The sequence below is a fragment of the Sporosarcina sp. SAFN-015 genome, assembly GCF_059415085.1.
The window spans coordinates 31566-58365 of sequence record NZ_JBPFDR010000012.1; the positions used below are offsets into that span (position 1 = coordinate 31566).

General features: G+C 42.8%; 27 protein-coding genes and 1 riboswitch. Of the genes, 13 read left to right on the forward strand and 14 right to left on the reverse strand.

Translation table 11 applies throughout. The features are described 5' to 3' along the window. Positions 1-94: 94 nt before the first annotated feature. On the reverse strand, positions 95-1339 hold the full coding sequence (locus tag ACR65H_RS17070) for a metal-dependent hydrolase family protein (RefSeq protein ID WP_440501951.1): 1245 nt from the start codon (positions 1337-1339) through the stop codon (positions 95-97). A 16-nt stretch (positions 1340-1355) separates the two neighbouring features. Next, a complete protein-coding gene (locus ACR65H_RS17075; RefSeq protein WP_440501952.1) occupies positions 1356-2525 on the reverse strand; it encodes a hypothetical protein in 1170 nt (389 codons plus the stop codon). A gap of 421 nt (positions 2526-2946) precedes the next feature. Here ACR65H_RS17075 and ACR65H_RS17080 point away from each other — a divergent pair, with 421 nt between their 5' ends. The 6 genes from ACR65H_RS17080 (at position 2947) to ACR65H_RS17105 (ending at position 8934) form a co-directional block, all read left to right on the forward strand. Further along, positions 2947-3780, forward strand: coding sequence for a glycerophosphodiester phosphodiesterase (locus tag ACR65H_RS17080; protein ID WP_440501954.1), 834 nt, complete (start codon positions 2947-2949; stop codon positions 3778-3780). Between the two features lie 201 nt (positions 3781-3981). After that, positions 3982-4677 carry an RluA family pseudouridine synthase gene (locus tag ACR65H_RS17085; RefSeq protein ID WP_440501956.1) on the forward strand — a complete coding sequence of 232 codons (696 nt, stop codon included), beginning with the start codon at positions 3982-3984 and terminating at the stop codon, positions 4675-4677. An 87-nt stretch (positions 4678-4764) separates the two neighbouring features. After that, positions 4765-5982 carry a carboxylate--amine ligase gene (locus ACR65H_RS17090; RefSeq protein WP_440501958.1) on the forward strand — a complete coding sequence of 406 codons (1218 nt, stop codon included), beginning with the start codon at positions 4765-4767 and terminating at the stop codon, positions 5980-5982. 112 nt (positions 5983-6094) lie between these two features. Next, positions 6095-6247, forward strand: coding sequence for a Fur-regulated basic protein FbpA (locus tag ACR65H_RS17095; protein WP_440501960.1), 153 nt, complete (start codon positions 6095-6097; stop codon positions 6245-6247). A gap of 19 nt (positions 6248-6266) precedes the next feature. Further along, a complete protein-coding gene (locus tag ACR65H_RS17100) occupies positions 6267-7715 on the forward strand; it encodes an amidase family protein (protein WP_440501962.1) in 1449 nt (482 codons plus the stop codon). 64 nt (positions 7716-7779) lie between these two features. Beyond that, positions 7780-8934, forward strand: coding sequence for a DEAD/DEAH box helicase (locus ACR65H_RS17105; RefSeq protein WP_440501963.1), 1155 nt, complete (start codon positions 7780-7782; stop codon positions 8932-8934). A gap of 201 nt (positions 8935-9135) precedes the next feature. Here the strand turns inward: ACR65H_RS17105 and map are convergent, their stop codons facing one another. Both map and ACR65H_RS17115 read right to left on the reverse strand, forming a co-directional pair. After that, positions 9136-9882 (reverse strand): type I methionyl aminopeptidase, encoded by a 747-nt coding sequence (map, locus tag ACR65H_RS17110; RefSeq protein ID WP_440501965.1) that lies wholly within the window; start codon positions 9880-9882, stop codon positions 9136-9138. Positions 9883-9962: 80 nt separating this feature from the next. Continuing rightward, complete coding sequence (locus ACR65H_RS17115; protein ID WP_440501967.1) at positions 9963-10304, reverse strand: magnetosome magnetite crystal formation protein family; 342 nt, start codon at positions 10302-10304, stop codon at positions 9963-9965. A 92-nt stretch (positions 10305-10396) separates the two neighbouring features. Beyond that, a riboswitch (TPP riboswitch) is annotated at positions 10397-10499 on the forward strand. 186 nt (positions 10500-10685) lie between these two features. Between ACR65H_RS17115 and thiT the strand changes: the two genes are divergently transcribed. Continuing rightward, a complete protein-coding gene (thiT, locus tag ACR65H_RS17120) occupies positions 10686-11243 on the forward strand; it encodes an energy-coupled thiamine transporter ThiT (RefSeq protein WP_440501969.1) in 558 nt (185 codons plus the stop codon). 43 nt (positions 11244-11286) lie between these two features. On the opposite strand, the gene ACR65H_RS17125 is transcribed toward thiT, so the two are convergent. Next, entirely contained in the window at positions 11287-12018 is a 732-nt protein-coding gene (locus ACR65H_RS17125; RefSeq protein ID WP_440501971.1) for a TspO-related membrane protein, read from the reverse strand. Between the two features lie 161 nt (positions 12019-12179). On the opposite strand from ACR65H_RS17125, the gene ACR65H_RS17130 reads away from it, so the two are divergent. Next, the gene (locus ACR65H_RS17130; protein ID WP_440501973.1) at positions 12180-13985 is read left to right on the forward strand and encodes a M3 family oligoendopeptidase; all 1806 of its coding nucleotides are present in this window, start codon (positions 12180-12182) and stop codon (positions 13983-13985) included. 7 nt (positions 13986-13992) lie between these two features. Then, positions 13993-14538 carry a GNAT family N-acetyltransferase gene (locus ACR65H_RS17135; RefSeq protein WP_440501975.1) on the forward strand — a complete coding sequence of 182 codons (546 nt, stop codon included), beginning with the start codon at positions 13993-13995 and terminating at the stop codon, positions 14536-14538. 226 nt (positions 14539-14764) lie between these two features. Here the strand turns inward: ACR65H_RS17135 and ACR65H_RS17140 are convergent, their stop codons facing one another. From ACR65H_RS17140 to ACR65H_RS17150, 3 genes are all read right to left on the reverse strand, one after another. After that, positions 14765-15340, reverse strand: coding sequence for a beta-class carbonic anhydrase (locus ACR65H_RS17140; RefSeq protein WP_440501977.1), 576 nt, complete (start codon positions 15338-15340; stop codon positions 14765-14767). Positions 15341-15480: 140 nt separating this feature from the next. Further along, positions 15481-15618 (reverse strand): hypothetical protein, encoded by a 138-nt coding sequence (locus ACR65H_RS17145; protein ID WP_440501979.1) that lies wholly within the window; start codon positions 15616-15618, stop codon positions 15481-15483. Positions 15619-15724: 106 nt separating this feature from the next. Next, on the reverse strand, positions 15725-16957 hold the full coding sequence (locus ACR65H_RS17150) for an aminopeptidase (protein ID WP_440501980.1): 1233 nt from the start codon (positions 16955-16957) through the stop codon (positions 15725-15727). Positions 16958-17226: 269 nt separating this feature from the next. Here ACR65H_RS17150 and motA point away from each other — a divergent pair, with 269 nt between their 5' ends. Together motA and motB are read left to right on the forward strand one after the other, a co-directional pair. Further along, positions 17227-18042, forward strand: a complete 816-nt coding sequence (motA, locus tag ACR65H_RS17155; protein ID WP_440501982.1) for a flagellar motor stator protein MotA — start codon at positions 17227-17229, stop codon at positions 18040-18042. Further along, positions 18026-18787 (forward strand): flagellar motor protein MotB, encoded by a 762-nt coding sequence (gene motB, locus ACR65H_RS17160; RefSeq protein ID WP_440501983.1) that lies wholly within the window; start codon positions 18026-18028, stop codon positions 18785-18787. The genes motA and motB overlap by 17 nt, the downstream gene beginning before the upstream one ends. Before the next feature lie 64 nt (positions 18788-18851). On the opposite strand, the gene ACR65H_RS17165 is transcribed toward motB, so the two are convergent. Next, a complete protein-coding gene (locus ACR65H_RS17165) occupies positions 18852-19073 on the reverse strand; it encodes a DUF1128 domain-containing protein (RefSeq protein WP_429919549.1) in 222 nt (73 codons plus the stop codon). 41 nt (positions 19074-19114) lie between these two features. Then, positions 19115-20503, reverse strand: a complete 1389-nt coding sequence (locus ACR65H_RS17170; protein WP_440501985.1) for an alanine/glycine:cation symporter family protein — start codon at positions 20501-20503, stop codon at positions 19115-19117. Between the two features lie 256 nt (positions 20504-20759). On the opposite strand from ACR65H_RS17170, the gene ACR65H_RS17175 reads away from it, so the two are divergent. After that, positions 20760-21137, forward strand: coding sequence for a YtxH domain-containing protein (locus ACR65H_RS17175; RefSeq protein WP_440501987.1), 378 nt, complete (start codon positions 20760-20762; stop codon positions 21135-21137). 23 nt (positions 21138-21160) lie between these two features. After that, positions 21161-22147 (forward strand): YihY/virulence factor BrkB family protein, encoded by a 987-nt coding sequence (locus tag ACR65H_RS17180; RefSeq protein ID WP_440501989.1) that lies wholly within the window; start codon positions 21161-21163, stop codon positions 22145-22147. A 92-nt stretch (positions 22148-22239) separates the two neighbouring features. Here ACR65H_RS17180 and ACR65H_RS17185 read toward each other — a convergent pair whose 3' ends face one another. The 4 genes from ACR65H_RS17185 to ACR65H_RS17200 form a co-directional block, all read right to left on the reverse strand. After that, positions 22240-24144 carry a heavy metal translocating P-type ATPase gene (locus tag ACR65H_RS17185; protein ID WP_440501990.1) on the reverse strand — a complete coding sequence of 635 codons (1905 nt, stop codon included), beginning with the start codon at positions 24142-24144 and terminating at the stop codon, positions 22240-22242. A gap of 179 nt (positions 24145-24323) precedes the next feature. Further along, on the reverse strand, positions 24324-25859 hold the full coding sequence (locus ACR65H_RS17190; protein ID WP_440501992.1) for a fumarate hydratase: 1536 nt from the start codon (positions 25857-25859) through the stop codon (positions 24324-24326). Positions 25860-25879: 20 nt separating this feature from the next. Further along, complete coding sequence (locus ACR65H_RS17195) at positions 25880-26056, reverse strand: SE1561 family protein (RefSeq protein ID WP_440501993.1); 177 nt, start codon at positions 26054-26056, stop codon at positions 25880-25882. Between the two features lie 331 nt (positions 26057-26387). After that, positions 26388-26774 (reverse strand): OsmC family protein, encoded by a 387-nt coding sequence (locus ACR65H_RS17200; RefSeq protein ID WP_440501995.1) that lies wholly within the window; start codon positions 26772-26774, stop codon positions 26388-26390. Positions 26775-26800: the final 26 nt, after the last annotated feature.

Genomic DNA, 26800 nt, shown 5'->3' on the forward strand with positions numbered 1-26800 from the left:
AGTATAGCATTCATCGTGATGCTCTAATGAAAATACGGCCACTGCAAGACAAATGTCTGTCTTTGCAATGGCCGTTTATTTTAGATACATCATCTTATGCCGTTAAATCTTTCTCCACTTTTCCGCCTTTAATGACGACTTGGATGTTGTCATTGTCTGCAAGAGAATGAATATCTTTTAATGGATCGCATTTTACGATAATAATATCCGCGAGTTTCCCTGTTTCAATCGTTCCGACACGATCCCCCCAGCCTAAACATTCGGCGGCTGTTTTCGTAGATGCGACAATCGCATCCATCGGACTCATTCCGGCATCGGCCATCAACCCTAGTTCACGCAAGTTCGTGCCGTGCTTCATAACACCAGCGTCAGTTCCCATAGCGATTTTTACGCCAGCCTTATACGCTTTTTGGAAACTTTCAATATGGTGTTGAATAACTTCCCTCGACTTCTGAACAGCTGTTTCAGGCATACCTGTTTCTGCGGCTGTTTCTAAAACCGCAACCGGAGCTAGAAGGGTAGGTACGAGGTAGGTTCCGTTTTCGAGCATTAATTCGATAGCTTCATCGTCAATGAAGATGCCATGTTCAATCGAATGGACTCCTGCACGGACGGCGTTTTTAATCCCTTCTGCCCCTTGTGCATGGGCCATGACTTTAACGCCTTTCCGGAAACGTCCTTCCTCGACGATAACCTTCAACTCTTCTAACGAGAATTGTGTGAATTCCGGATGATCAGTTGCGCTCAAGACGCCGCCTGTCGCATGCACTTTAATGACTTCTGCGCCTGCCCGAAGCATTTCACGCGTCTTTTTCCGGACTTCCTCTACGCCATCGCAAAGCCCGTTCGGCATTCCTGGGTACGGAGAAGGCAATAAATCGAGTACATTACCTGAAACTGTGTAACCATCTCCATGTCCACCGGTAATCGTCAATGCATTAATGCTGAGCTGCAAGCGTGGCCCCGGAATAAGTCCTTCTTCAACAGCCTTTTTCACACCTAGATCGGTACCGAGGGCGTCCCTGACCGAAGTGACTCCCGCCTCCAAAGTTGCCTTCAAATATTGTGCAGCTCGGTAATACATGAACGAAAAGGGAGTTGCCAATCGTTCATGGACAGGCGAAAATTCGAACATCATATGGACGTGCGTATCGATGAAGCCGGGAAGGATTGATCCGCCAGCCGCATCTATGACTTGTTCGTCACCAGTTTCTGCATATCGGTCCTCATCACCGACATACTCAATTCGATCTCCGTCAATAACAATAATTTGTCCTTGTTTTGGCGCTTCTCCGTTTCCATCAATAAGTGATCCGTTTCGAATGATTGTTTTAGTCATTGTAAATCCCTCCGAATTATAATGTTTGTACTAAAATGCCAGCGATAACGACAGAAGCCACGGTCACGGTCGTAAACCCACCGATAAGCATTGGAGCTAATAATTCATCGAAGATCGCTTTTTCTTCCTCTTGGTTTCTTGCAATGCTCCGGCTCACTTCCTCGCAAAGTATATAATCTGCAGGAAAACCAAACAAAGCCGTTAATGCGACGGGCATCCCTTTATACGGATGCCATTTCAGCAGCTTGGACATGATGAACCCGCCTAGTGCTATGCCGAAAGTACCAATGACAAGGATAAGGACGACACTTGGTAAATTGTTGAGTACTTGTGTTGGCGTGACGCCAGCCATTGTCCCAATGACGACAAAGATAATGCCGATCATCGTAATCGTAAATGAATTTGCTTTATCTAATGTTTTTGGCTCGAAAACCCCAATCTTCAGACCGATGACGCCAATTGCAAGACACCAAAGCGTATAATGGACCGGTGTTACTGAACCAAGAGCAACCCCAATGGATGCACCGACAAAAACATAGAACAGTTTTAATGTGGTACTGGATTTTAATGGGCTTTGTTTTTTACTTTTTTCCTCTTCCTTCAAAATATCTGTTTCTGACACCATTGGTATGAAAGTTCCGTTATCCATATCTTTCTGTAATTTCACTGCGTATCTTCTCATGAAATTCATCGCAAGCGGCATTCCCATAACACCTTGGAAAGCTACTACCAACGCTGGAATTATGACAAGGCTTGTAAGGCCGAGTTCGGTCAATTTTTCTGATGTGATGATAAGGGCGATGATTCCACCGCTAATCGGACCAACTCCTGCAACGGCAGTCGGGTAATCAAAAATCAAAGGAATGATCGTCAATATGAGTACTCCTGAAACGATGATGCCTCCAAGGGCGATAAGAACTGCTTTGAATTGACTTTTCAATAATGAAAAGGGAATCATTGTCCCCATATGCAAAATTGCCGGGCCAATTAAAATGGCGCCTAACGCGGGAAATTGTGACTTCTCTAAAATGTCCTTCGGGAAGATGCCTGTCCAATTTAGGATAAGGAATCCTACCATCGCTGTTAGAAGCATCGGGATTCTGGCTCTTGAAACGATAGATAGCCATTCGCCCAATGCAATAAGAGCGAAAATTAATGTGGTGGCGATTACAGGATTACTTAACATGATGGCTCCTCCTAGATGCAATTCAATTATTCTTCCGACTAGATAGTGAACTTCTAGTCTTAAGTGATATCCAATATATCAGTCGAAAAATAGTTTGTAAATAGTATTTTGACGATTATTACTATTACTTCAAATTGGAAGCGCATACATTTAATTAGTTGTTGTTTAGTTGTTGTTGCGAAAAAAATGCAATACTTTTAGCTCATTGTGCATATTAAGGTATTCAAGACTATAGATATATGATAATATAATAGAAAGATAATTCGGATATTAACTAAATCCAGCGAGCTGGATTGGGTTTGCCTTCGGCGGATGTCAAGGATTTTTAAGTGAGTTTATAGAGCTAGCTCGATTAAAATCCTGACACAATTACGCCGAGGCGTAATTGGTAGTATCCGATGAGAGAATGCGGGGAATTCTAATGAGAAAACATAGTCTGTTTTGCGTAGCAATCGTCGGTGCATGTCTATTCCTTCTTTTCGGTTTCAATGATCAGACAAAGAGGGTCCATACACCTAATATGATTAGTATCGCACACCGTGGAGCTTCCAGTTTTGCACCTGAAAATACCCGTTCCGCATTCCATAAAGCAGTCGAGCTCCGTGCAGATTTTCTAGAATGTGATGTCCACCTTTCAAAGGATGGCGAACTCGTCATTATGCACGATGCGAAAATCGACCGTACAACTGATGGAAGCGGTTACATTAAAGACTATACTTTGGCGGAGCTGAAAGAGTTGGACGCCGGTGGAAGATTCAGCAAAGAGTTTCAAGGCGAGTCAATCATAACGCTCAACGAATTATTAGAAGAATTCTATGACAAAGCCGGTTTGCTAATTGAACTGAAAAACCCACAAACTTATCCAGGAATTGAAGAAAAGGTTGTGACGCTGCTGAGCGATTATGTCGACAGCAGCTCGATCATCGTCCAATCATTCGATGCAGAGTCCATGAGGAAGATACATACTTTATTGCCCGATATTGAAGTAGCAGTCCTTATAAAACCTTCCGAATCAATACTTACTACAAAGAAGTTAGACGAATTGACATCCTTTGCATCTTATATCAATTTCAATGTGTCCTTCTTAAATAAGAGGATGGTGGATAGTGTCCACGAACGTGGTAGTAAGGTCCTTGTCTGGTCAAAAAAAGATAAACGGTTAGTTTCGAAAGCACAGAAGTTTGGCGTAGACGGTATTATATCAGACTTTTCCAGTTGGCCGACAGATGAGCCAATCTATTTGGTGCAAGAATAAAAGTATGAGCAAAAGCCGGAAAAACTTCGGCTTTTTTATTTTTAGGGAGAATTATCTTCAATAACCAATCATCCACCAATTTTGTCGGATAATCTGGGAGATATATAGTATGATAGACGGAATGGAGGCGAACTGAAATGAAAAATGAACAGTTAAATAGAGAAATTTGTCCATCAATACTATTGAAAGGAACTGTGAAAGTTGATCATACGCATTTTATATGAAGACAATCATTTGCTCGTAGTAGAGAAGCCTGTCAATTTGCCCGTGCAGGCTGATGATAGCGGAGATGAGGATTTATTAACCTTATTGAAAGCAGACTTGAAAAAGCGCCATCAAAAACCGGGGAATGTCTATTTGGGTTTAGTGCATCGGCTGGACCGTCCAGTAGGAGGCGTTCTCGTATTCGCAAAAACATCCAAGGCAGCATCCCGGCTTTCCGACGTGCTGCGAAAAAGGGAAATGGAACGGACATACTTAGCTGTTGTAAGAGGCGGATTGGAAAATAGCGGCCTATTGGAGCATCATCTTTGGAAGGATGCGAAGAATAACAAGGTCCATGCAGTTAAGCCCTCTCACCCAGGAGGGAAGAAGGCGGTCCTTCATTATGAAACAATTGAAAGACAGGACGGTATGAGCTTGCTCGCCATCCGGCTTCATACAGGCAGATCCCATCAGATTCGCGTTCAAATGGCAACGTCTGGCGCTCCACTCTACGGAGATCAAAAGTACGGTCAACATGTGAACCGGCCGGGACAGCAAATTGCGTTATGGGCGCATACGCTATCATTTCCGCATCCGACGACGAAGGAAATCCTCACGTTTGAATCGGCACCGCCAACAGAGCAACCTTGGAATATTTGGAAGTATGTTGACTCTGGAGCTCTGACAATGTGAGTTATTTCGAATAGGCCATACTGCTTGATTGACATAGAAATTCATGAACCCTACACTAAGATAGAGAAAAGCATGTTGGAGGAAACTATGACAAACCATCCGTTTATCCCGATCATTGTAGGGACAGATATTAATGCATACAATATGGCGATTTCATTTCACGAGGCATATGGCATCCATCCGGTCCTAGTCGGGAAAGAGCCTTTATCATTTACGAGCTTAAGTACAATCCCTGGCGCCATCGAGCTGAATCCGAAATTAGGGGAGAAGGAAGAGTTCGTCCGCTTCTTAAAAAAAGTTGCGGATAAGTACAGGTCGAAAGGGAAGAGACTGCTCCTTATCGGGACGAATGACTTGTATGTGCGCCTGATCATCGAATGCCGACAAGCTCTCAAGTCCGATTATGTATTCAACTATATCGATGAAGAGTTGATGAATAATTTACTTGTAAAGAAGAATTTCTACCGGCTTTGCGAAGAGCATGGAATTGATGCGCCTGCAACTTATTTCTATTCATGTGAAACAGACGACCGTTTCGTCGAAGAAGTGATGTTCCCGGTCATCATCAAACCGAGCAACGGTGTGCAATATTACAAGCATCCATTTGAAGGCATGCAAAAAGTGTATAAAGTCAACTCATATGAAGAAATTCAGAAAGTCATTGACACGATTAAGAATAGTGGTTATCGCGACGACTTGATCATCCAAGATTTCATTCCTGGCGATGATACATATATGTGGGATTCCGTCTTCTACGTCAATAGTAAAGGGAATTCCGAGCTGATCACCTTTGGACAAGTTGTATTGCAGGAGCATACTGTTACTGCGATCGGCAATTATACAGCGGTCATTACCCGTTATAATGAAGAAATGATGTTGAAATTGAAAGGGTTTCTAGAAGCGCTCAACTATGTCGGTTATGCAAACTTTGATTTGAAATATGATCATCGCGACAAAAAGTTCAAAGTGTTTGAAGTGAATATCCGACAGGGACGTTCAAGTTATTACATCACGTCATGCGGACATAACCTGGCAAAGAACTTTGTTGATGACCTCATCTACGGTGTTGAAAAACCATTGACATTATTAGATGAAAAATTCCTTTTCACAGTCGTTCCGAAAGCCGTTTTACGGAAGTTTGTCGACAATGCCAAAATCCGAAAAGAGGTCGACCAGCTGTTACGGGCAGGCAAATACGCCAACCCGCTGTTCTACAAAAGAGATAAAAGCTTTAAACGTAAACTTTATCTTTTCATGAGACAAGTCAATTACTACCGCAAATATAAAAATAATAAATGGTCATGATTACTCCCCGAGTGCTTAGCACCTCGGGGATTTTTTGGTTATTTCTTCATGGTTTACAGTTTTCATGGAAGAGGAATAGATGTTAGGCAACTATCTAGGAGGAACAAACACCATGAGAAAGAAAGAAAATCCCGAACTAGAAACCAAAAGGGATAAAATAATCGAAAATCTTGTTAATGATGGCGTCTTTAAAATTAACGGAAAACAATTATATGAACTATCTTTATATGAATTGATGAAACAGTATACAATGAGGATAGAGTGATGACTACGGGGGGATTTGCATGAACAGGAAATTAGATGATTTACAGCATGAATGGTTAGAAGAAGCGACTATTCGGCAAATGCAGGAAAAAATGTCTTCCGGTCAACTCACGGCCGAAGAACTGACCGTCATGTACATGAAGACAATTTCAGAGAAAAATAGGAATATCAATGCAGTCCTCGAACTGAATCCACAAGCTGTCCATATCGCTCGTGCACTTGACGAGGAACGTCATCGTGGAATTGTGCGGTCATTGTTGCATGGCATTCCGGTTCTGTTAAAAGACAATATGGATACGGGAGACGGGATGCATACAAGCTGCGGCTCGATAGCGATGAAAAACCATTATGCTGGGGAAGATGCATTTTTAGTGAAAAAGCTGAGGGAAGCTGGCGCAGTCATTTTAGGCAAGACGAATATGACGGAATGGGCGAATTTCATGTCGGACCGCATGCGGAATGGATGGAGCTCCCGTGGTGGACAAGTGAACAATCCTTATGGGCTTTTTGATGTGGGAGGGTCGAGTTCCGGATCCGCAGCAGCTGTTGCAGCCAATATGTCGGCAGTCTCCATTGGAACTGAAACGAGCGGATCAATCATCAACCCTGCAGTTCAAAACGCTCTTGTAGGCATTAAGCCAACTGTTGGGGCGATCAGCAGAAGCGGCATCATCCCGCTTTCATTCACCCAAGACACACCAGGGCCATTCGCTCGAACTGTAGAAGACGCGGCTATTACATTCGGCTTGATGGTCGGCTACGATGAAACTGATCCAGTCACTAGGAAAGCAGAGCGTTTCAATGGAATAGATTGGCTCTCCATATGTGACGCAACTTCGCTTGCAGGCAAAAGAATTGGCATTGCCAGATCCATTTTTGTAAGGGAGATTTCGACGGAGAGGAAAGAAAAGTTCGAGGAAGCGCTCCAACATTTTGAATCATTAGGTGCAGAAATTATCGACCATATCGATTTAGGGACGATGGAAGACGATTTAGGCTATGACGTCCTCCTGTATGAATTCAAAGCGGCATTGAATGAGTATCTTGGAAAAACGCCAGCGACGAACCCAATCCGTACGTTATCCGATATCATTCAATTCAATAAGGAACATGCAGAAGAAACGCTGGAATTCGGTCAAGTGATGTTGGAAAAAGTAGATCGGACGAGCGGAACGTTGACCGAGCCGGAATATATTGAGGCATTTTTGAGAAACCGCCATCTGGCTGGAGAATTAGCTCTAGATCGGGCTTTTGACGAACATAAGATTGATATGCTTGTGTTCCCGCAGGATCATGGCTGCAGTTTTAGCGCCGCAGCTGGGTACCCGGCCATTACGGTTCCATCATCCTTCACGAAGGAAGGCGAGCCTTTTTGCATTACAATATGCGGCAAAGCGTATTCCGAGCCGGAATTAATCGGCTATGCCTATGCATATGAACAGGCGACAAAAGCAAGAAGAAAGCCTTGAACACTTGAAAGAAATGCAAATCCGGTTCATTATAAGATAAGGAACAGTGAAAGCGGGGATGAGAATGTCCTTCTTGGAAAAAATGGACGATAGTATTAAAAAGAAATGGAAATTTGAAAGAGAAACACCGATTCAATCGCAAATGATACCGGAATTATTAAACGGCCGGGACGTAGTGGCGGAATCACCAACCGGGACAGGGAAGACGCTTGCATATGTTTTGCCGATTCTTCAGCAAGTGGACGGGAAGAAAATGCAGACACAGGCGTTGATTATAGCTCCTTCCCAGGAATTGTCGATGCAAATCGTCAATGTCATCCGTGAATGGGTGGAAGGCACGGATATTACAGTCACCCAGTTGATCGGCGGCGCGAATATGCAGCGGCAAGTTGAACGATTGAAAAAGAAGCCGACGATTGTTGTCGGAACTCCGGGACGCCTCGTGGAACTTGTTAAAGCGAAGCGTTTAAAAATGCATGATATTCGGTATATCATTTTGGACGAAGGTGATCAGTTGTTATCACGGGATTACCGCGTCATTGTGAAAGATTTAATCGAAGCGGCACATCCTGAACGTCAAGTCGCTGTCGTATCAGCAACAATTACGAATGAAATTGAACTTGTCGCTAAGAACCTATTGGATGAGCCTGTCCGGTTGCATGTCTCTGTCGATGATATGCCGTTGTCGGGCAAAGTAGTCCATTCATTCATCAAGACGGATGCACGAGATAAGACAGACCTTCTTCGAGGACTGTCGCATCTGCCAGCCATAAGGGCGCTCGCTTTTATGAATAATGTCGATCAGCTTCGAATGAAGGAAATGAAGTTGCAATATAATGAGGCACCTGTTGCGGTTCTATATTCCTCAATGACAAAGTTCGAAAGGCAGGAGACACTGGAAAGCTTCCGAAAGGGCGATATCCGAATATTGATTGCGACGGATTTGGCTGCAAGAGGACTGGATATACAAGGACTGACCCACGTCATCCATGTCGACGTCCCCCATACGACCGAGCAGTATTTGCATCGCTCCGGTCGGACAGGACGTGCCGGGGAGGATGGCGAAGTGCTTACATTGCTATCGTATCCTGAAGAACGGACGTACAAGAAGCTGACGAAAGGGTTCAAGCCTGTCCAAAAAGTCTGGTATAAAGGAAAGCTGACCGAAGGGAATTCGAAGACAGTAGGCGGTCAGAAAGACGTTAAGAAGAAAAGATAAAAGGAGGCTATCCAGAAAGTCAGTTTTAACGACTTTCTGGATAGCCCTTTTAATTAGTGCAAGTGATCATAAATCGTGGTGAGTGATCATAAATCCTGGCGAGCGCTCATAAATCCCGGTGAGTGATCATAAAACCTCTCCCTACAAAAAGAGACTGTCAGAAAGTCGATTCATCGACTTTCCGGACAGTCTCCTTTGTTCTTATAGCTGTGTAAGTATGATCGGTTCATCTTTTGTGACGATGATTGTATGTTCAATTTGAGCGACGAGGGATTTATCAGGCGTTACGAATGTCCATCCGTCTCCGAGCTCAATAATATGCTCAGCTTTCTCGGAAATGAATGGCTCAACCGCTAAAACCATACCTTCCTGCATCAACGTTTTATCCCAAGCATCATAATAGTTAAGTATATGTTGCGGCTCTTCGTGCAGCGATGTTCCAATCCCGTGCCCGGTCAAGTTCTTTATAACTTTCAGGCCGTTATCCTTAGCTTCCCGCTCGACTGCCTTCCCGATCTGGTTCAACCTTGAGCCTGCTTTCACTTTTGTCATTGCGCGGTCAAAAGCGAGTTTCGCTACGTCGCAAAGCTGTTGCTTCTTCTCATCATTCGTGCCGACGACGAATGAAATGCCTGTATCTGCAAAGTACCCGCCATATGATGCGGAAACATCGATGTTGACGAGATCGCCATCTTGAATGACGCGTGATCCAGGGATGCCGTGGGCTACTTCGTGATTGACACTGATACATGTATACCCAGGGAATTCATATTGGTCAATCGGCGCGGAGACAGCTCCGCGCTCAGCAAGAAGTCGTCCTCCGATTTCATCAATCTCTTTCGTCGTAATGCCTGGCACTGTGGCAGCTTTCATCGCTTCCCGCACTTCTGCGACGATGCGGCCGATTTTTTTCAGTGCCTCGATCTCTTCGTTGTTTTTTACAATCATGATTTACAGGTCCCTTCCTCGAAACGTACTTTTCCAGCTAATTATAACATAATTATTCGATTCTCAAGAAACGTATGCGTTTATTTCAACACTTTTACACCTTGATAAACGTTCCAAATGACGACAATCAAAAATAGCAGACCATAGATGAGCATGAACAGGAAAGGGGCAAGTCCCCAAAAATCAAATTGCCCTGTTAACATTGTATGCATTCTTGATTCATACGAAACCATTGAAAACGTAAAGAGAATAAAGCCAGCTATGAGAAGCACTACGGGTATAAGATGTGATATGAGTGAACGCTTCGCATGTCCCTTCACGTCATGATCGTCCGTGACGAAATAGACAATCGCGGGCAATAATAGCGGTGAAAAAAAGATGCTGAAATAACAGAGAGCCGATAGTAGTTTATTATTGGTCATAGGCTTACCTCCCGCAATTCTAATAAGTAGTTTACAATATCATCTTGCTTATAACTACTGTAACATATACAATGGAGACGACAATTGAATTACACGACCACAAGGGGTGCCTGTATTGGCTGAGATTGGACGTTTTGTCCTGACCCTTCGAACCTGTAAGTTCATGCTTGCGTAGGGATGTGGATGGAAACTGACATATATCGATGTCTCGGTTCTATCCGGGATGTCGTTTTTTGTTGTATAGGAAAAGTGGCTCTATGTTACTATTCGTTACCTTGATTGGCTTTCTGTAAACTAATTTATACTGCCCTCAGGTCGAAGCAGAAAACCGCGTTTTCTTCATTCCGTATCCCTCCGACAAAAAAAGAGGAGGAGTTTCAATTGGATCGTAAAAGACTTCAGTTATTGTTGGAGGTTGCTATTTTAGGAGCTTTATCATTTGTCTTGGATAATTTAACGTTATTCAAAATGCCACAAGGCGGTTCCATTACCTTATCGATGTTGCCGATTATCTTGATGGCATACCGTTGGGGGCTTGCTGGAGGATTGTTGACTGGGTTTATTACAGGTCTTCTTCAAGCGGTAATAGGAGGTTATATCATCCATCCAGTGCAAGGTGCTTTGGACTATTTTTTTGCCTACACACTAGTTGGATTGGCGGCGTCTACACATGGTTGGTTGATTAAAAGTAAATTGGCTGGGCGCAAAGGTTCAATGGCTGCGGCAATTGCTGTGGGGACGGTTCTAGGGGGCCTTTTTAGATTTTTAGCCCACTTCATTGCCGGAATGGTATTTTTCGCTGATGCCGCCGGTGATAAGCCCGCTTGGTTATTTTCTTTAGGATATAATGCAACCTATATGATTCCATCCATCATCTTGTGCGCAATCGTAGCGGTCATTTTATTTACATCCGCACCTAGACTTATTCAAAGGACATAAAAAAGGAGTAGGCGTATGAGAAATTCATGCGCCTACTCTGTTTTTATTGTTCCACACGTCTTCCCGAAAACAGAAAGATACAAGTGATGATGACTGCGGATAAGAAGATAGCTGCTGCGGAGATGAATAGCTCCTCTATCCCGTTTCGGACAGCAATCCCGATAAAGACCCAAACAAAAACGAGATTCATTACATAATCCTTGTAATGGTACATAAAATGTAAAGCGAACGCTGTGGAAATCGTTAAAAAGATGACCGTCCATAACGGATCGCTTAATCCCAATCCTGACCAGCCGTGAATCATAAGAAAATAACTGACATTCTCAATAGTCGTAATGAAAATCCATCCAGTGAGCAAACTGATCGGAGCTCTTCCAGTAAGTAGGTTATCCCGTTTCGGGAAACTTCCGTAAAAAATGAGCAACACAATAAGTAGAGCAATTTTCGCAATTAAAGTGCCAGTAAACAATTCGAAATGCCAAAGGAAAATCCAAGCAATATGAAGAAGGCTACTTAATACGAAAAGGAAAGTGAAGCGGTTTTGATGCGCGGAGCTCATCTCGTGGAAAGTCTTATTGAATTTGAAGATCCAGAAAAAGAGCGCCATATAGATCAACCAACAGACGACAAGTACATAGTCGGCCGGCAAAAAAAGCATCGGCAGCCGATTTGTAATCTCTCCTGTTGTATTTCCATTCAAAGAGAAAAAGCTTGCGATTACATTCAATATTATGACTGTACATAGTGACAGGGTCATCAGAAGTATTTTAGACATAGTACATCCTCCCTCTGAACAGTATACATAGGAATGTGAATTAGTGCGAAGGAAAGTATGAAATTTCCGTCACAAATCTAATATTTCGAATCCCGAAGATTCATGGTATAATAAAAACATGTTTTTATTAAAATTTTCTAAATCATTAGGGGGATCATTCATTGACTACTACAAAAACGTATTCACAAGTATGGGATTTAGATGTATTTTTTAAAGGCGGAAGCGATTCAGAGGAGCTTCGTACGCATTTGGATGCGGTGAAACAACAGATTGGTGAGTTGGAAAGTCTTGCATCCGCTACACAAACACCAACATCCGTCGATGAAGCAGGTAAAATTCTTCACGTAATTGATGAAATCAAAAACACTGCAAAAAATTTAAGAGAAGCTGGCGCTGTTATCGGTTGCTTCCTTGCTGCGAATACGAAAGATAAAAAGGCGCTCATTCTACAAGCAGAAGTAGGTACTTTAGGAGCACGATTCCAGACGGCAGTGCTAAAAATCAAACAAGTCGTTGCAAAGACGGAAGAATCCATTTGGAAAGAATTACTTGCGACTGAACAATTGTCTCAATTCGATTTTATTCTACAAGAATGGCGCGAAGAAGTTCAATTGAAACTATCTGAGGAAGAAGAAAGCCTCATTACGGCATTAAGTGTCGATGGGTACCAAGGTTGGGGACAACTATATGATCAGCTCGTAGGAGACATTACAATAGAAATGACAGTAGATGGGGAAGAAAAGAAGCTTTCCGTAGGACAGGCGAATAACTTAAGTTCCCATGCAGATGTTAGCGTGCGCAAGGAAGCATTTGAAAAACTAGAAGAAGCTTGGGAAACGAAAGAGGATTTCTTCGCGTCCACATTAAACCACTTGGCGGGCTTCCGTTTGGCTGTCTATGAAAAACGTGGATGGGATTCTGTTTTGAAGGAACCCCTTATGAAAAATCGGATGAGCCAAGAAACACTAGATGCAATGTGGGGTGCAATCAGCGCAAATAAAGGACCTTTTGCACAATATTTAAAGCGGAAAGCCGAACTATTAGGAAATGAAAATATGAATTGGTATGATTTAGATGCACCGGTCACGTCATCCACGAAGGAGATGTCTTACCAAGAAGGCGCTGAATTTATTTTGGAGCATTTCGGTAAATTTGGTCCTGAATTGGAGTCGTTTTCAAGGAAAGCATTTGAAGATAGCTGGATTGAAGCGGAAGACCGTGCGAATAAGCGTCCAGGAGGTTTCTGTACGGGAATGCCAGTTTCTGAACAGTCTCGTATTTTCATGACGTATAGCGGCTCTATGTCCAATGTTGCGACGTTGGCACATGAACTCGGCCATGCGTTCCATTCATACGCTTTGCGTCCTGTTCATTACATGAACCGTCAATATGCGATGGGGGTTGCGGAGACAGCTTCCACATTTGCGGAAATGATCGTTGCGGACGCTTCTGTCAAAGCTGCAGAAACGCAAGAGGAAAAACTAGCATTGCTGGAGGATAAAATTCAGCGCAGTGTGGCATTCTTCATGAATATACATGCACGTTTTCTTTTCGAAACGCGTTTCTATGAGGAAAGGAAAAACGGAGTTGTCCCTGCTGCAAGATTGAATGAATTAATGGCAGAGGCGCAAAAAGAGGCATACGCTGGCGCTCTTGATACTGTACATCCGCATTTCTGGGCTTCGAAACTGCATTTCTATATTACGGGAACACCATTTTATAACTTCCCATATACTTTCGGATACTTGTTCTCATTGAGTATTTATGCGAAAGCAATTGCAGAAGGCGAATCATTTGAACAGAAGTATATGGCGCTGTTGCGTGATACAGCTGTCATGTCTGTTGAAGATCTTGCGATGAAGCATCTTGGAGAAGATATTACAAAAGAAGAGTTCTGGGCAAAAGGTGTGGCATTATGTGTGAAAGATGTAGAAGAGTTTTTGAAAATAGCTTCCGAAGAAAGGTGAAGACGCATTGATTCTGCTTGAAGGGCGAACTTGTTATTTACGTATATTGACAGAAGACGATGCAGCAATATTCACCGAGCTGCTCAAAGCGAATCGAGAGTACTGGACTGTTTTTGAGCCTCGTCACGAATCGAGCTATTATACGGTTTCTGTCCAGCGGGATAAGATAAGGGAATCCATTTATCAAATGAGAGATCGGCGCGAATACAATTTTGGGATTTTTGACGCCGAAACAAGCAGGTTAATCGGTCACATCTCATTATACAGCATAAAGCGACTGCCTTTCTCAAGCGGTTTCGTCGGTTATTCTATCGACGAACGGGAAACAGGCAGAGGGCTTGCAACTGAAGCGGTGAAGATTGTTAAGAAGTTTGCATTCGAAACAGTTTCATTGCATCGAGTCGAAGCTTTTGTTTCTCCGCGGAATGCCGGTTCGGTGAAAGTGCTGGAGAATGCAGGCTTTGTCCGAGAAGGATTGCTGAGAAAGTTATTGTACATTAATGGTTTTTGGGAAGATCATTATATGTACGCAAGCTTAGCAGATGATTATTGAAAGGGTAAGGCCGCCTGGCGGAAACTAACAGCTAAAATAAAAAGCCGATTCTTCTAACGAAGAATCGGTTTTTGTCATATTACCCCATCCAGCTTCGGGTGCTAGCTGCTCGGGTCATAAGTCAGCTACGCTGCACGGCAAAGAGCGCCTTTTCGCGCATCTACCTAATGCCTGTCACAGCTTAGCGAGCGCCCTCCGCTTTTGTCATTTCCCGGGAAATCTAATGTCATTTTTCGTCGATTGCTTCATATCCGTCAATAATGACATCCAATAATCCGGTGTCAGGATGTGCGACAAGGCCATGGACAGGAACTTTGCGATCCATAAGTGGGTGATTACGCACTTGGTCCACGCTTCGTTTCACGCTCTCAGTAACATCACTGAATCCGCGCAGCCAATCTTTCATATCGACTCCAGAGTACTTTAACGTTTTAAATAGATTTTTGTCTACGCCGCGTGCGACCATTTTTTCAATCATCTGGTCTGTATCTATGGAGCTCATCCCGCAGTCATGATGGGCGATTATATATACTTCTTCCGCCTTCAATTCATAAAGAGAAATAAGGATGCTTCTCATGACGCTGCCAAATGGATGAGTAACGATCGCTCCAGCGCTTTTAATGATTTTAGCATCGCCATTTCGCAAATTCATAGCTTTCGGCAGAAGCTCTATAAGTCTTGTGTCCATGCAAGTCAAAATTACAATTTTTTTATCAGGGAATTTTGTAGTGGTGTATTCCTCGTATTTCTTTTCGTTGACGAATTCTTTATTGTACGCAATGATTTCAGATAAGACAGTCATATAGCGACCTCCGTTTTCTAATTAAGTTTTCTTTAACTAAAATAGTTCTCTTGATCCGGCATCTTAGGTGTGAATATTGATTCGACTCATAGTAAATAGTACAGAAAAAGAAAAGAGCTGCCAAGTGGCAACCCTTTGTTTTATTTTACTTCCGGTTTTGGATCGATTGTTTCTGCATCGGCGGAATTGAGAGCTTTCCCAAGATAATGCATTGTAAATAATGCTGCTATACCAAGGACGATAGCATATCCAATAACTGTAGTATACATCAAGCCCATGATGAGACCCCTCTCTACAATGAATATTTATTATACATCTCATTATACTATAATCCTGCAATAATTAAAGAGGAGATTGAAATGTTTTAAGTAATTGTGTCTAAAATCAGAATGCCCAGCTTCCATTACGGAATACAGGCTCGACAGTTCCATCCTCCAAAACTCCATCTATATCCATATCTGCAGATCCAATCATGAAGTCGACGTGTGTAATACTTTGATTGAGTCCACGTTTTTCCAATTCATCCGAAGACATCGTTTTACCACCTTCAAGACAGAAGGAGTATGCACTCCCGATTGCTAGGTGATTCGATGCGTTTTCATCGAAAAGTGTGTTGTAGAATAATAATCCTGATTCTGAAATTGGGGAAGCGTGTGGAACGAGAGCGACTTCGCCTAAATGTTTAGCCCCTTCATCCGTATCAACGAGACGTTGCAGGACTTCTTCGCCTTGGCCAGCTTTCATTTCGGTAATTCGGCCATTTGCAAAAGTTATTGTGAAATCATCGATAATATTTCCACCGTAGCTTAAAGGTTTCGTGTTCTTTACGTAACCGTTTACACCATCTTTATGAGGGACTGTGAACACTTCTTCGGTCGGCATATTTGCCATGAACGCGTTGCCGTCAACATTGACACTCCCTCCTCCGCACCAAATATGCCCTTTCGGCAGTTCAATCGTCAAGTCTGTACCAGGTGCTTTGTAATGAAGTTTCGCATACGCCTTTTTATTCAAGTAATCGGCTTTTTCATTCAAATTGCGGTCTAGTTCCTTCCATGCTCCGACAGCATCTTCCTGATCTGCCCGAACCGCCTTAAAAATAGCCTCCCATAGTGCTGGAACTTGTTCGGATTCATCCAACTCAGGGAACATTTTTGCAGCCCAAGCCTTTGAGGGAGCAGCAACGACTGACCAGCTGAAACGATCTGCCATCATCATTTTTCTGTAATTGCTCAACGCTTTTCCGCTAGCCTTTTGTGCATCCGCAATTCGTGAAGGATCGACACCTTTTAGCAAGTCAGGACTTTGTGAAACGATACTTACAAATGCCGCCCCGGCTTCTGCTAATTTTTCACGCTCCATTACTTTCCATTCAGGGAAATCCGAAAAAGATTCGGCTGGCGCTTTTTCATAACGCAATTTTGTCAGTTCATCATCAACCCAATCAACGATGACATGTCTTGCGCCGATAGAATAAGCCTTGGCAGCCACCTTTCTGACAAGCTCCACGGTCTCGATGGAAGCGCTTATGTAGAGCGTTTGGTCCTTTTGAATATTCGATCCAACCTCTACGATTAGACTTGCGTAGTTCTCCAACTTCTGTTCAAATGTCGACAACATAAATACCTCCTTCGTCTGTATGTATTAATAGTACTCTAGAGTCAGAAGACAGGCAAAGGGAAAAAGTGATAATTTATAGAAATAAAAAAGTCTTTACTAAGCTTTTGAATTTACATTGATTACCTGCACAAATGATCAAAGGACAAAATGTGTATGCAAGGTGACATTTCATTGAAGAACTATATTTATTATTCGAGATGACTAAAGAATGTGGGAGATATGTCGAAATAAGAAGAAGTAGACTGTAGGACATGGAGGGTACTCATATGGATTTATCAACCGTTTTTGGACTTATCCTAGGAATCGTTGCGCTTTTTGTCGGAATGATAATGAAAGGCGTAACACCGGATAATCTGTTAAATATAGCCGCTATCCTTATCATTATCGTTGGAACGATGGCAGCGGTTGTCATCGCATTTCCGATGAAGGAAATCAAGCGAGTGCCGAAGCTGTTCGGCATTATCTTCAAAGAACAGCATTTGACTGCTGACTCGGATTTAATCAAAATGTTTTCCGGTTGGGCAGATATTGCAAGACGGGAAGGTTTGTTGTCATTGGAAGCGAAAGCCGATGAAATATCTGATCCATTTTTGAAAAATGGACTTGGCCTTGCTATCGATGGACAAAATGCCGATTATATCCGTGATGTTCTTACCGAAGAAGTAGAGGCAATGGAAGATAGGCATTCTGCTGGTGCACTCATCTTTTCACAAGCTGGTACTTATGCACCGACGCTCGGTGTGTTGGGAGCGGTTGTCGGTTTGATAGCTGCATTGAAAAATATGAATGATATCGATGCGCTTGGACATGCCATATCAGCAGCTTTCATCGCGACATTGTTAGGTATTTTTACAGGGTATGTACTTTGGCATCCGTTTGCAAATAAACTACAACGTAAGTCGAAAGAAGAAGTTCGTCAAAAAATGATGATGATCGAAGGGATTCTTTCCGTCCTCGAGGGTGAGGCCCCAAGAGTCATTGAACAAAAGCTATCTTCATACTTGTCGATGGAAGAACGTCGAAAGCTCGCTGCTAAAAATACGAGCGACAAGGGGGCGGGCCAGGTTGTCGAGGAAACGTAAAAGAAAAAATAGGGAAGAAGGTCATATTAACGAGTCTTGGCTTTTGCCTTACGCGGACCTTCTCACATTGTTATTAGCGATGTTCATCGTCTTATTTGCATCCAGCTCATTGGATGAAGCAAAATTCAGTCAAATATCTTCTGTATTTAACCAAATTTTCGACGGGGGGACAGGAGTGATGGATAACTCCGCTCCTACCCCAGTACCGGTACCGAAAGACAGTGCAGGGGAGAAAAATGAAAACTCTTCTTATTTGGAAGACCAACAATCTCTTGAGGAAATTCAGGATAAGCTCGATGAATATATCGCTGTCCAAGAGCTTGAGAATCAATTCCAGACGAAATTGACAGAAGAGGGGCTGCTAATTACGATTAGAGACAGCATCCTATTCGAGTCGGGCAAAGCGACTATTAAACCGGAATATGAAAAGTTGGCAAAAGATATCGCTAATCTCCTCGTCTTTGAAAAACCACGGCAAATCGTCGTCACTGGACATACAGACAATGTTCCGATTAATAGCGCTGAATTCCCATCCAACTGGGAGCTTAGCATGATGAGGGCAATCAACTTCCTCAAGACAATCGTCAGCAATGATAAAATGGATCCTCAACTGTTCAGCGTAAAGGGATATGGCGAAAATAAACCTGTCGCTTCCAATGATACAGCAGAAGGAAGAAGCAAGAATAGACGGGTTGAAGTTCTTATACAGCCTCTCGTATTGAAAGATGGAACAGCAGTTGAATAAAACACAATAAAAACCCGATGCTTCAGGATTTTCCTGTCGCATCGGGTTTTTAGTCTAACACACTTCATTTGCGTAATGCACCAAGTTCAGCGGCGATGGCTTGCATTTCGTTCGGACTGATTGTATCCCTTTTCATGACCATCTCGTACATGTATACGAGATCCTCATATTGGGATGTGCTGAAATTGTCCGCTTTCATTGCATCAACGTTGACCATTCGTAGCTTCTCTTTAATTTTTTCAATCATATACGTTACGTTTTCAGGTGTTGGTTGAGATAGATCCATAATGTCGTCCGCCCTTCATTAGCTTCGGACTAATCATCACATTAATCGATTGAACTGTCAACCGATGCTGATTTCCCAAGCTTTGCTTCTTCTTTCTCTTCTTCGATTTTCGCTTTGAATCGTTTAGTTTCCATAACGATGATTCCAGACAATCCAAGAAGACCGATCAAGTTTGGAATAGCCATCAATCCGTTTAATACGTCCGCAAGCAACCAAACGATATCAAGAGATACGACAGCTCCTACCATAATGAACAAAACGAAAGCGATACGATACCCTAATACTGCTCCATTTTTAGGGAAGAGGTATTGGAAACATTTTTCTCCATAGTAGCCCCATCCTAAAATTGTAGAAGTTGCGAAGAATACGATACCAATTGCGACGATGATAGGACCTGCGCTTCCTAGGAATTCTCCGAATGCTTGTGCAGTCAATGCGCCGGCGTCAATTGATTTGTCTTTCCATTGACCTGACATGACAATTGTAATACCTGTAATTGAACAGATAATAAGTGTATCAAATAATACTTGAGTCATTGAAATAAGTGCTTGGCGACCAGGCATGTCTGTTTTTGCAGCGGCGGCAGCGATAGGAGCAGAACCAAGACCAGCTTCGTTAGAGAATAGTCCTCGAGCAACACCGAAACGGATAACTGCACCAATTGCACCACCAGCAGCTGCCTGTCCTGTAAATGCGTCACTGAATATTAAACCAAATGCCGCTGGAACAAGATCGAAGTTCATAATTACAACGATTGCACCTGCAATGAAATAGAAGAGTGCCATGATCGGTACGAAGAATGCAGTAACCCGGCCGATCGATTTGATTCCTCCAAGAATTACGAGTCCGGCAAAAACAAAAAGTACAACCCCAGTAATCCAATGCGGAACGTTGAAAGTGTTGTTCATGACGTCTGCGACTGCCTTCGATTGCGTACCGTTTCCGATACCGAAAGCCGCAAGCGCCCCAAAAATAGCGAACAGGACACCGAGCCATTTTTGTTTCAGACCGTGTTCAAGATAGTACATCGGCCCCCCAGCCATTTGCCCTTTTGCATCCTTAACACGATATTTTACTGCAAGAATAGCTTCCCCATATTTTGTAGCCATTCCGAAGAAACCTGCGAGCCACATCCAGAAAATTGCCCCTGGACCGCCCATATAAACTGCAGTTGCGACCCCGACAATGTTACCGACCCCGACAGTTGCAGCCATCGCCGTCATCAAAGCCTGGAATTGCGTAATGTCGCCATCCGCTTTTTTATTATGCTTACGAGAAAATACTTGTTTCAATGAATACGGCAATAACCGCACTTGAATAAATCCGAGCCTTACAGTTAGAAAAATACCTGTTCCCACAAGTAGGACAAGAAGTGGCGGTCCCCAAATAAATCCGCTTGCTTTGTCCAAAAAGCCTGTGATTGCATCCATCAAATTACCCCCTTATTTTGTTTGTTTTTGTAACTAAATTCCCTTCTGTGCCAGATTTTATCCTGGCTAACGACTCCCTCCCGTTGCCACTATCTAATACATTAGACTATTGAGAACATTGGTAGTCTTATCGTTTATATTCCGAAACTTCTTCGAAATAGTCAAGACATTTTTTCAAATTCATGAACATTGTTTGTTTTTTCAATCGAAGGGTATAATGGTGTATGCAGATTAGAATGGAATTGGAGGGTTTTACGTGGGAAACAGCAAATTTGGAAGGTTTATCATGTTGGGGGCAATTTTAGGTGGTGCTATCAGCATGTTCGATAGAAGCACCCGGCAACAAGTGATGAAAAAATCGAACGCAATGATTTCACAGGCCGGCTATTATTCAAAAAATCCGGATGTCCTGAAACATAAGTTACAACAACAGAAAGACAAGTACTTATCGATTTATGAACAATTTTCAGGAGATGCGGCATATATTAAGAATCAAGTTGAAGAATTAAAAACATTAACACCGCAAGTGAAAGAGCTGGTTGTTGATACGAAGGAAGCCTTTGTAGATTCAAAAGAGGAATACAAAGAAATAGTGAAAGAATCGAAAGAGGCTTTGAGCGCAAAAAAGATGTAAGTTACGGAAGGAGTGAGTCAAATGTGAATAACAAAGACCGCATTACTCCGAAAAAAGATAAAACAGTAACCGATGAAGAAAAAAGTGGTTTCATGGCAAATTCACAAGTTATGAAATTCCTGGATGATGTGAAGGACGGGGATTTGGAAAAATTCGATGTTACAACGACAAAAGGATTTTGGAAGGAGCTCCTTGTGCGGATCAAGATGGTGGATATCACTGGCTTAGGTTCTCAATTGGCGTTCTTTTTCCTATTATCTTTATTCCCTCTATTAATCTTCTTAATTACGTTGTTACCTTTCTTAAGCATCGATGAATCTCAAGTGTACCTTTTCATAAGGGATTATGCGCCTGATAGCGTGTATACACTCATCCATGACACCGTTGAAGAAATATTGAAAAACCGTAATGGAGGGCTATTATCAATTGGTGCATTGGCGACGATTTGGTCGGCATCTAAAGGGATGAACGCTCTCACGAAGGCATTAAACCGCTCCTATCATGTCGAGGAATCAAGATCTTTCCTCGTTGCGAGAGGGATGTCAGTCGTATTTACAGTCGCATTAATTGCCGTATTGATCATTGCCCTTCTATTGCCGGTATTCGGCCAACAGATTGGAATGCTAGCATTCTCCTATTTTGGAATGGAGGAAGGATTTCTGAAATTATGGGGAAGCATGCGATGGATTATACCACCAATTTTAATTTTCATCGTATTTACAGCACTTTATTGGGTGGTCCCAAATTTAAAAGTTCGACTAAAAAGTGCAATGCCAGGGGCTTTATTCGCCACAACGGGATGGATCTTGACTTCACTTGCATTCTCGTTTTACGTCGGTAATTTCGCGAACTATTCAAAGACGTACGGAAGCATTGGAGGAATTATCGTCCTTATGATGTGGCTCTACTTTTCAGCGATCATCTTAATGCTTGGCGGTCAATTGAATGCTGTCATGACAGAACGAAAACAAGCAAAATTAGCAAAAGAAAAGAGCAATGCAGTGGGTTGACTGCATTGCTCAGAGTGTAGACAAAGTCGTTTTTGGACTTTGTCTACACTCTTTTTTAAGGCAAGTGGCAATGGGCAGGAATTTTTTATTCTTTATTCTACTTTGCTCAACATCCGTAAACCATTCAATATAACAAGAATTGTACTTCCTTCATGGCCAATGACCCCTAATGGAAGATCGACGATTTGCAAGAAGTTGGAAGTAATTAGAATGGCGATTACTGCGACGGAAAAGAAGATATTTTGTTTCACAATCCGTTGCATTTTCTTTGAAACTTTCACAGCATAAGAAATACGAGTCAAATCATTTTTCATAAGAACGACATCAGCAGTTTCAAGCGCAACGTCGGTGCCTTCGCCCATTGCAATGCCTGAAGTGGCTGTAGCTAATGCAGGGGCATCATTGATGCCGTCACCGACCATGCCAACTTCCTTATATTCTGTAAGTAGTCGTTTCAATTCGTTAACTTTCATCTCTGGCAGACATTCTGCCACATACCGATCCAATCCTGCTTCGTTGGCAATCGTCCTTGCTGTATTTACATTGTCTCCTGTTAACATGATTGACTCAATCCCTAATTGTTTAAGGTCTTTGATTGCTTTGACTGCTTCAGGACGCAATGTATCTTTCAACGCAATGACAGCGAGAATTCCTTCAGAATCTTTCATGGAAACAACTGTTTTTCCTTCATTTGAAAGCTTTTGGACAATACCTTCGTTAAATTCATCAATCAATTCTTTTCCGACAAAATTCGGGTTTCCTACGAGAATTTCACCGGATTTTGTAACTGCCCGAATGCCGTAACCCGGAACGTCCTCAATCGGCGGGCTTTCTTGTTGGACGATTCCTTCCTGTTCAGCATAATTTACGATTGCAACAGCGAGTGGATGATTGGACTGTTTTTCGATGCTTGAGAGCAGGGCAAGAGCCTTTTCGACGTCCGTATTTTCACGGACGATAAAGTCGGTTACGACCGGCTTCCCGGAAGTCAATGTACCAGTCTTGTCAAATGCGATTGCTTTTAATGAACCGAGATGCTCCAAGTGGATGCCGCCTTTAAACAGAATGCCTCTTTTCGCTCCATTCGAAACTGCTGCCAGCGTTGCAGGCATGATCGATGCCACTAGCGCGCAAGGGGAGGCGACAACTAATAAGACAATGGCGCGATAAAATGTCGTCGTCCAATCCCAGTCGAATAGGTAATGCGGTAAAAACATCATGACGAGTACTGTGAAAATGACAATTTTAACGTATGTGCCTTCAAATTTTTCGATGAACTGCTGGGAAGGGGACTTTTCACTTTGCGCATTTTGAACGAGAGTGATTATTTTCTGGAATAATGTCTCCGAGCTCGGCTTCGTCATTTCCATATGAATCGCCCCGCTTATATTGACAGTGCCAGCAAATAACTCATCATCTTGAGTCTTTGAGACAGGTAACGACTCGCCGTTAATGGCAGACATGTCAACGGAGGTTGTGCCTTTGATGACAACTCCATCGACGGGAATCCGTTCGCCTGGCTTTACAAGTATTCGTGCACCTACGGAAAGGGAAGAGGTCGGTATGCTAACTGTTGAGCCGTCTTCCTGAATGAGCCAAGCCTCCTCAGGCTGTAATTCCATTAACGCAGATATCTCTTTATGACTTTTATTTAATGTATACGTTTCGAGTGCGCCGCTGATCGCAAAAATGAAAATGAGGATGGCGCCTTCTGCCCAATAGCCGATGACAGCAGAGCCGATTGCTGCAAATACCATTAACATTTCGACATTCAACTGCTTATCCGCGATCGTTTCCTCGATGCCTTCTTTCGCTTTTGCGAAACCGCCGATCAGGAAGGCGATTATATATAGCGAGATTGATAGCGACGATGATTCATTTTTTCCGGTCAACCAGGCAGCTAAAATTAATATCCCTGCTACAATTGCAGCGATCAGTTCCAAACGTGCTGTCAAATGAGTAGAACTTTGTGGCGTTTCTTTCGTTTGAGTTGTCATTTGACTACCTCCTCTTTGAGAATGAGTATCAAATTCAATTAACAATAATGATTCTGATATGATAATTATTATAAATAACAGTATATCAAACTAAAAGGGAAATGCAACACTCATGACTCAAAATGAAGAATAGTTGACATAAAAAAGCCCCGGCACAATATGTGCCGAGGCGCTTGTAATTAGCTGAAGACCTTTTCTTTGAACTGGGACAATTTTTCAAGCGATGTTTGATCCACATCTGCGTGTAAGCTATTTCCGTGTGAATCCATTGTGACGACAGCGGTAAAGTCCTCTACCCGCAAATGCCACATCGCTTCGGGGATGCCGAATTGGAGAAGATCGACACCTTCAACCGCTTTAATGCAATCTGCATAATATTGGGCTGCTCCGCCGATAGCGTTCAAGTACACTCCGCCATGTTCTTGCAGCGCTGCTAGTGTTTTCGGTCCCATTCCGCCTTTTCCGATCACAGCACGGATGCCGAATTTCTTCATTATATCGCCTTGGTATGGCTCTTCACGAATAGATGTCGTCGGGCCAGCTGCTACGATTTCATATCCACCGTCTTCGTTTTTCAGAACGACCGGACCGCAATGGTAAATGATGTGGCCATCCAAATCGACTGGTGCATCGTTTTCTGAAAGATGCTTATGGATTGCATCGCGACCTGTATACATACGACCGCTAATTTTAACAACGTCCCCAACTTGAAGATCACGGATTTGTTCTTCAGTTATTGGGGCTGTTAGTTCAACAACGCGGGAAGACTGTTTCGTTTCCGTTTGTTCTTCTTGATCAAAAGAAAGCTTTTTACCTTCATTATAGTGCCAGTTTGTCACAGCGCCAGTCGTCGGATCTAAATCTACAGCCATCCGGCGGTAAGCCCAGCAGTTGTAAGCTACAGAAACATAAAAGCTTGCAGGGATACGGTGCATGACACCGATTTTACAACCTAATAAAGTCGCTTCTCCACCGAAGCCCATCGTTCCAATTCCTAGTTTATTGGCTGATTCCAAAATATAAGCTTCCATTTCGGCTAGCTGAGCATTTGGGTTTACATCATCCACTGCGCGGAAAAGTTGATCTTTCGCGAGCTCATAGCCGGACGTGCGGTCTCCGCCGATACCTACTCCGATGAAGCCAGCTGAACAGCCTTGTCCTTGTGCTTGATATACAGAGTGGAGGATACATTTTCGGATTCCGTCAAGATCGCGTCCTGCCCGGCCTAAACCATCCAATTCAGTCGGTAGGCTATATTGAATGTTTTTATTCTCACAGCCGCCGCCTTTTAGGATCAACTTTACTTCAATATGGTCGTTTTCCCACTGTTCGAATTTGATGACTGGTAGGCCTTCGCCGAGATTATCTCCGCTGTTCTCACCAGTAATTGAGTCAACTGCATTCGGTCTTAGCTTGCCATCTTTTGTCGCTTGGATGAGCGCTTTTTTTATAGCCGCCTTAATTTCTAATTGATTGACTCCAATAGGAGTTTTTATTTTGAAGGTTGGTAAACCAGTATCTTGGCAAATAGGTGAAAGCTTGTCGTCTGCCATATTAATATTTTTCGCGATCGTATCAAGGCTCATTGCAGCCCGTGTGCCGGCATCTTCTTTTTCTCTTGCTGCTTTTACGGCACGTCGGACGTCTTTCGGAAGATTTGTAGACGTTTCACAAATTAGATCATACATGCTTTTCTCAAGTTGTTCTATGTACATTCTTATTTCCCCCTGAAGAATCATTGATCTTTTTTTAATCTGTTCATCTGGTTTTCAAGTTCGTCGACTAAGCTGATAAGCTGATCGATATCATTCAAATCGGTCGTTTCCGGCTCAATCGATTCAAGCTTCTCCAAGAATTGATGGAGACGATTTTTCAAGTCGTCGACGTGACTGTTGCTTTGCCCTTTTTCCAAGAACTACACCTCTTTTCATCATTGTAATCGTATACGAACTTCGCGCATTTTTCAACGTTGCGATAGGTTCTATAAATAAAGTGAAAATTCCACTTAACAAAATCTTTACAATAGAAAATTATCATGCTATACTACAACTAATCAATAAGAAAAGGAGGCCGTAGTGTAGAGACGAATCGAATCCTTATGTAAAGGAGGGGATCCGTGAACGTTTGACGGCCCTAGCCGATAAACGCCTACGATTTATATGCAAAATGAAAGTGAAGGTTCTTATCATAAGTAAAGGCCCAGCCGTATTCTGATATCAGATATGGACTGGGCCCTTATTCATTTAAGAAATGAATTCGTACGTTTCGACGACTTCGATTGATTCGTTTACCGACTGAACCATTGAACAGTTCTTTGCCGTTACATGCATGATCTTCTCCATTTGTTCATCTTTAATCTTCTCGCGTTCAATTATGAAATGAAGATGCACCTTTTCCACACGGTTTGCAATCTCCTCATTACGGACAACTTCTTTCACTTCAATCGTAATGTTGTTTGCCGGCAACCTTTTTCTTTCAAGGATCTTACGTAGAACGCCACCACTGCATACTGCGATCGATGAAACTAAAAGCTGGTACGGACGGAATCCGTATTCATCATTTGATGAAATTTGCAGTTTGCCAAACGAAGTCTCCGTTTCAAATCCGTTTTCAGTCATTTCGAATTTCATTCTTATCAATCCTCCTTATGCTACTA

Bases quoted from the DNA above. Each gene is read 5' to 3' on its own strand.
- ACR65H_RS17145 (WP_440501979.1), bottom strand. From the start codon at position 15,618: ATGGGCTTGATGTATACTACAGTTATTGGATATGCTATCGTCCTTGGT.
- ACR65H_RS17140 (WP_440501977.1), bottom strand. From the start codon at position 15,340: ATGACTGTCTTATCTGAAATCATTGCGTACAATAAAGAATTCGTCAAC.
- ACR65H_RS17090 (WP_440501958.1), top strand. From the start codon at position 4,765: ATGACAAACCATCCGTTTATCCCGATCATTGTAGGGACAGATATTAAT.
- ACR65H_RS17115 (WP_440501967.1), bottom strand. From the start codon at position 10,304: ATGACCAATAATAAACTACTATCGGCTCTCTGTTATTTCAGCATCTTT.
- ACR65H_RS17190 (WP_440501992.1), bottom strand. From the start codon at position 25,859: ATGTACATAGAACAACTTGAGAAAAGCATGTATGATCTAATTTGTGAA.
- motA (WP_440501982.1), top strand. From the start codon at position 17,227: ATGGATTTATCAACCGTTTTTGGACTTATCCTAGGAATCGTTGCGCTT.
- ACR65H_RS17200 (WP_440501995.1), bottom strand. From the start codon at position 26,774: ATGAAATTCGAAATGACTGAAAACGGATTTGAAACGGAGACTTCGTTT.
- ACR65H_RS17080 (WP_440501954.1), top strand. From the start codon at position 2,947: ATGAGAAAACATAGTCTGTTTTGCGTAGCAATCGTCGGTGCATGTCTA.
- ACR65H_RS17165 (WP_429919549.1), bottom strand. From the start codon at position 19,073: ATGGATCTATCTCAACCAACACCTGAAAACGTAACGTATATGATTGAA.
- ACR65H_RS17095 (WP_440501960.1), top strand. From the start codon at position 6,095: ATGAGAAAGAAAGAAAATCCCGAACTAGAAACCAAAAGGGATAAAATA.
- ACR65H_RS17170 (WP_440501985.1), bottom strand. From the start codon at position 20,503: ATGGATGCAATCACAGGCTTTTTGGACAAAGCAAGCGGATTTATTTGG.
- ACR65H_RS17100 (WP_440501962.1), top strand. From the start codon at position 6,267: ATGAACAGGAAATTAGATGATTTACAGCATGAATGGTTAGAAGAAGCG.
- ACR65H_RS17070 (WP_440501951.1), bottom strand. From the start codon at position 1,339: ATGACTAAAACAATCATTCGAAACGGATCACTTATTGATGGAAACGGA.
- ACR65H_RS17075 (WP_440501952.1), bottom strand. From the start codon at position 2,525: ATGTTAAGTAATCCTGTAATCGCCACCACATTAATTTTCGCTCTTATT.
- ACR65H_RS17105 (WP_440501963.1), top strand. From the start codon at position 7,780: ATGTCCTTCTTGGAAAAAATGGACGATAGTATTAAAAAGAAATGGAAA.
- ACR65H_RS17125 (WP_440501971.1), bottom strand. From the start codon at position 12,018: ATGTCTAAAATACTTCTGATGACCCTGTCACTATGTACAGTCATAATA.
- ACR65H_RS17185 (WP_440501990.1), bottom strand. From the start codon at position 24,144: ATGACAACTCAAACGAAAGAAACGCCACAAAGTTCTACTCATTTGACA.
- map (WP_440501965.1), bottom strand. From the start codon at position 9,882: ATGATTGTAAAAAACAACGAAGAGATCGAGGCACTGAAAAAAATCGGC.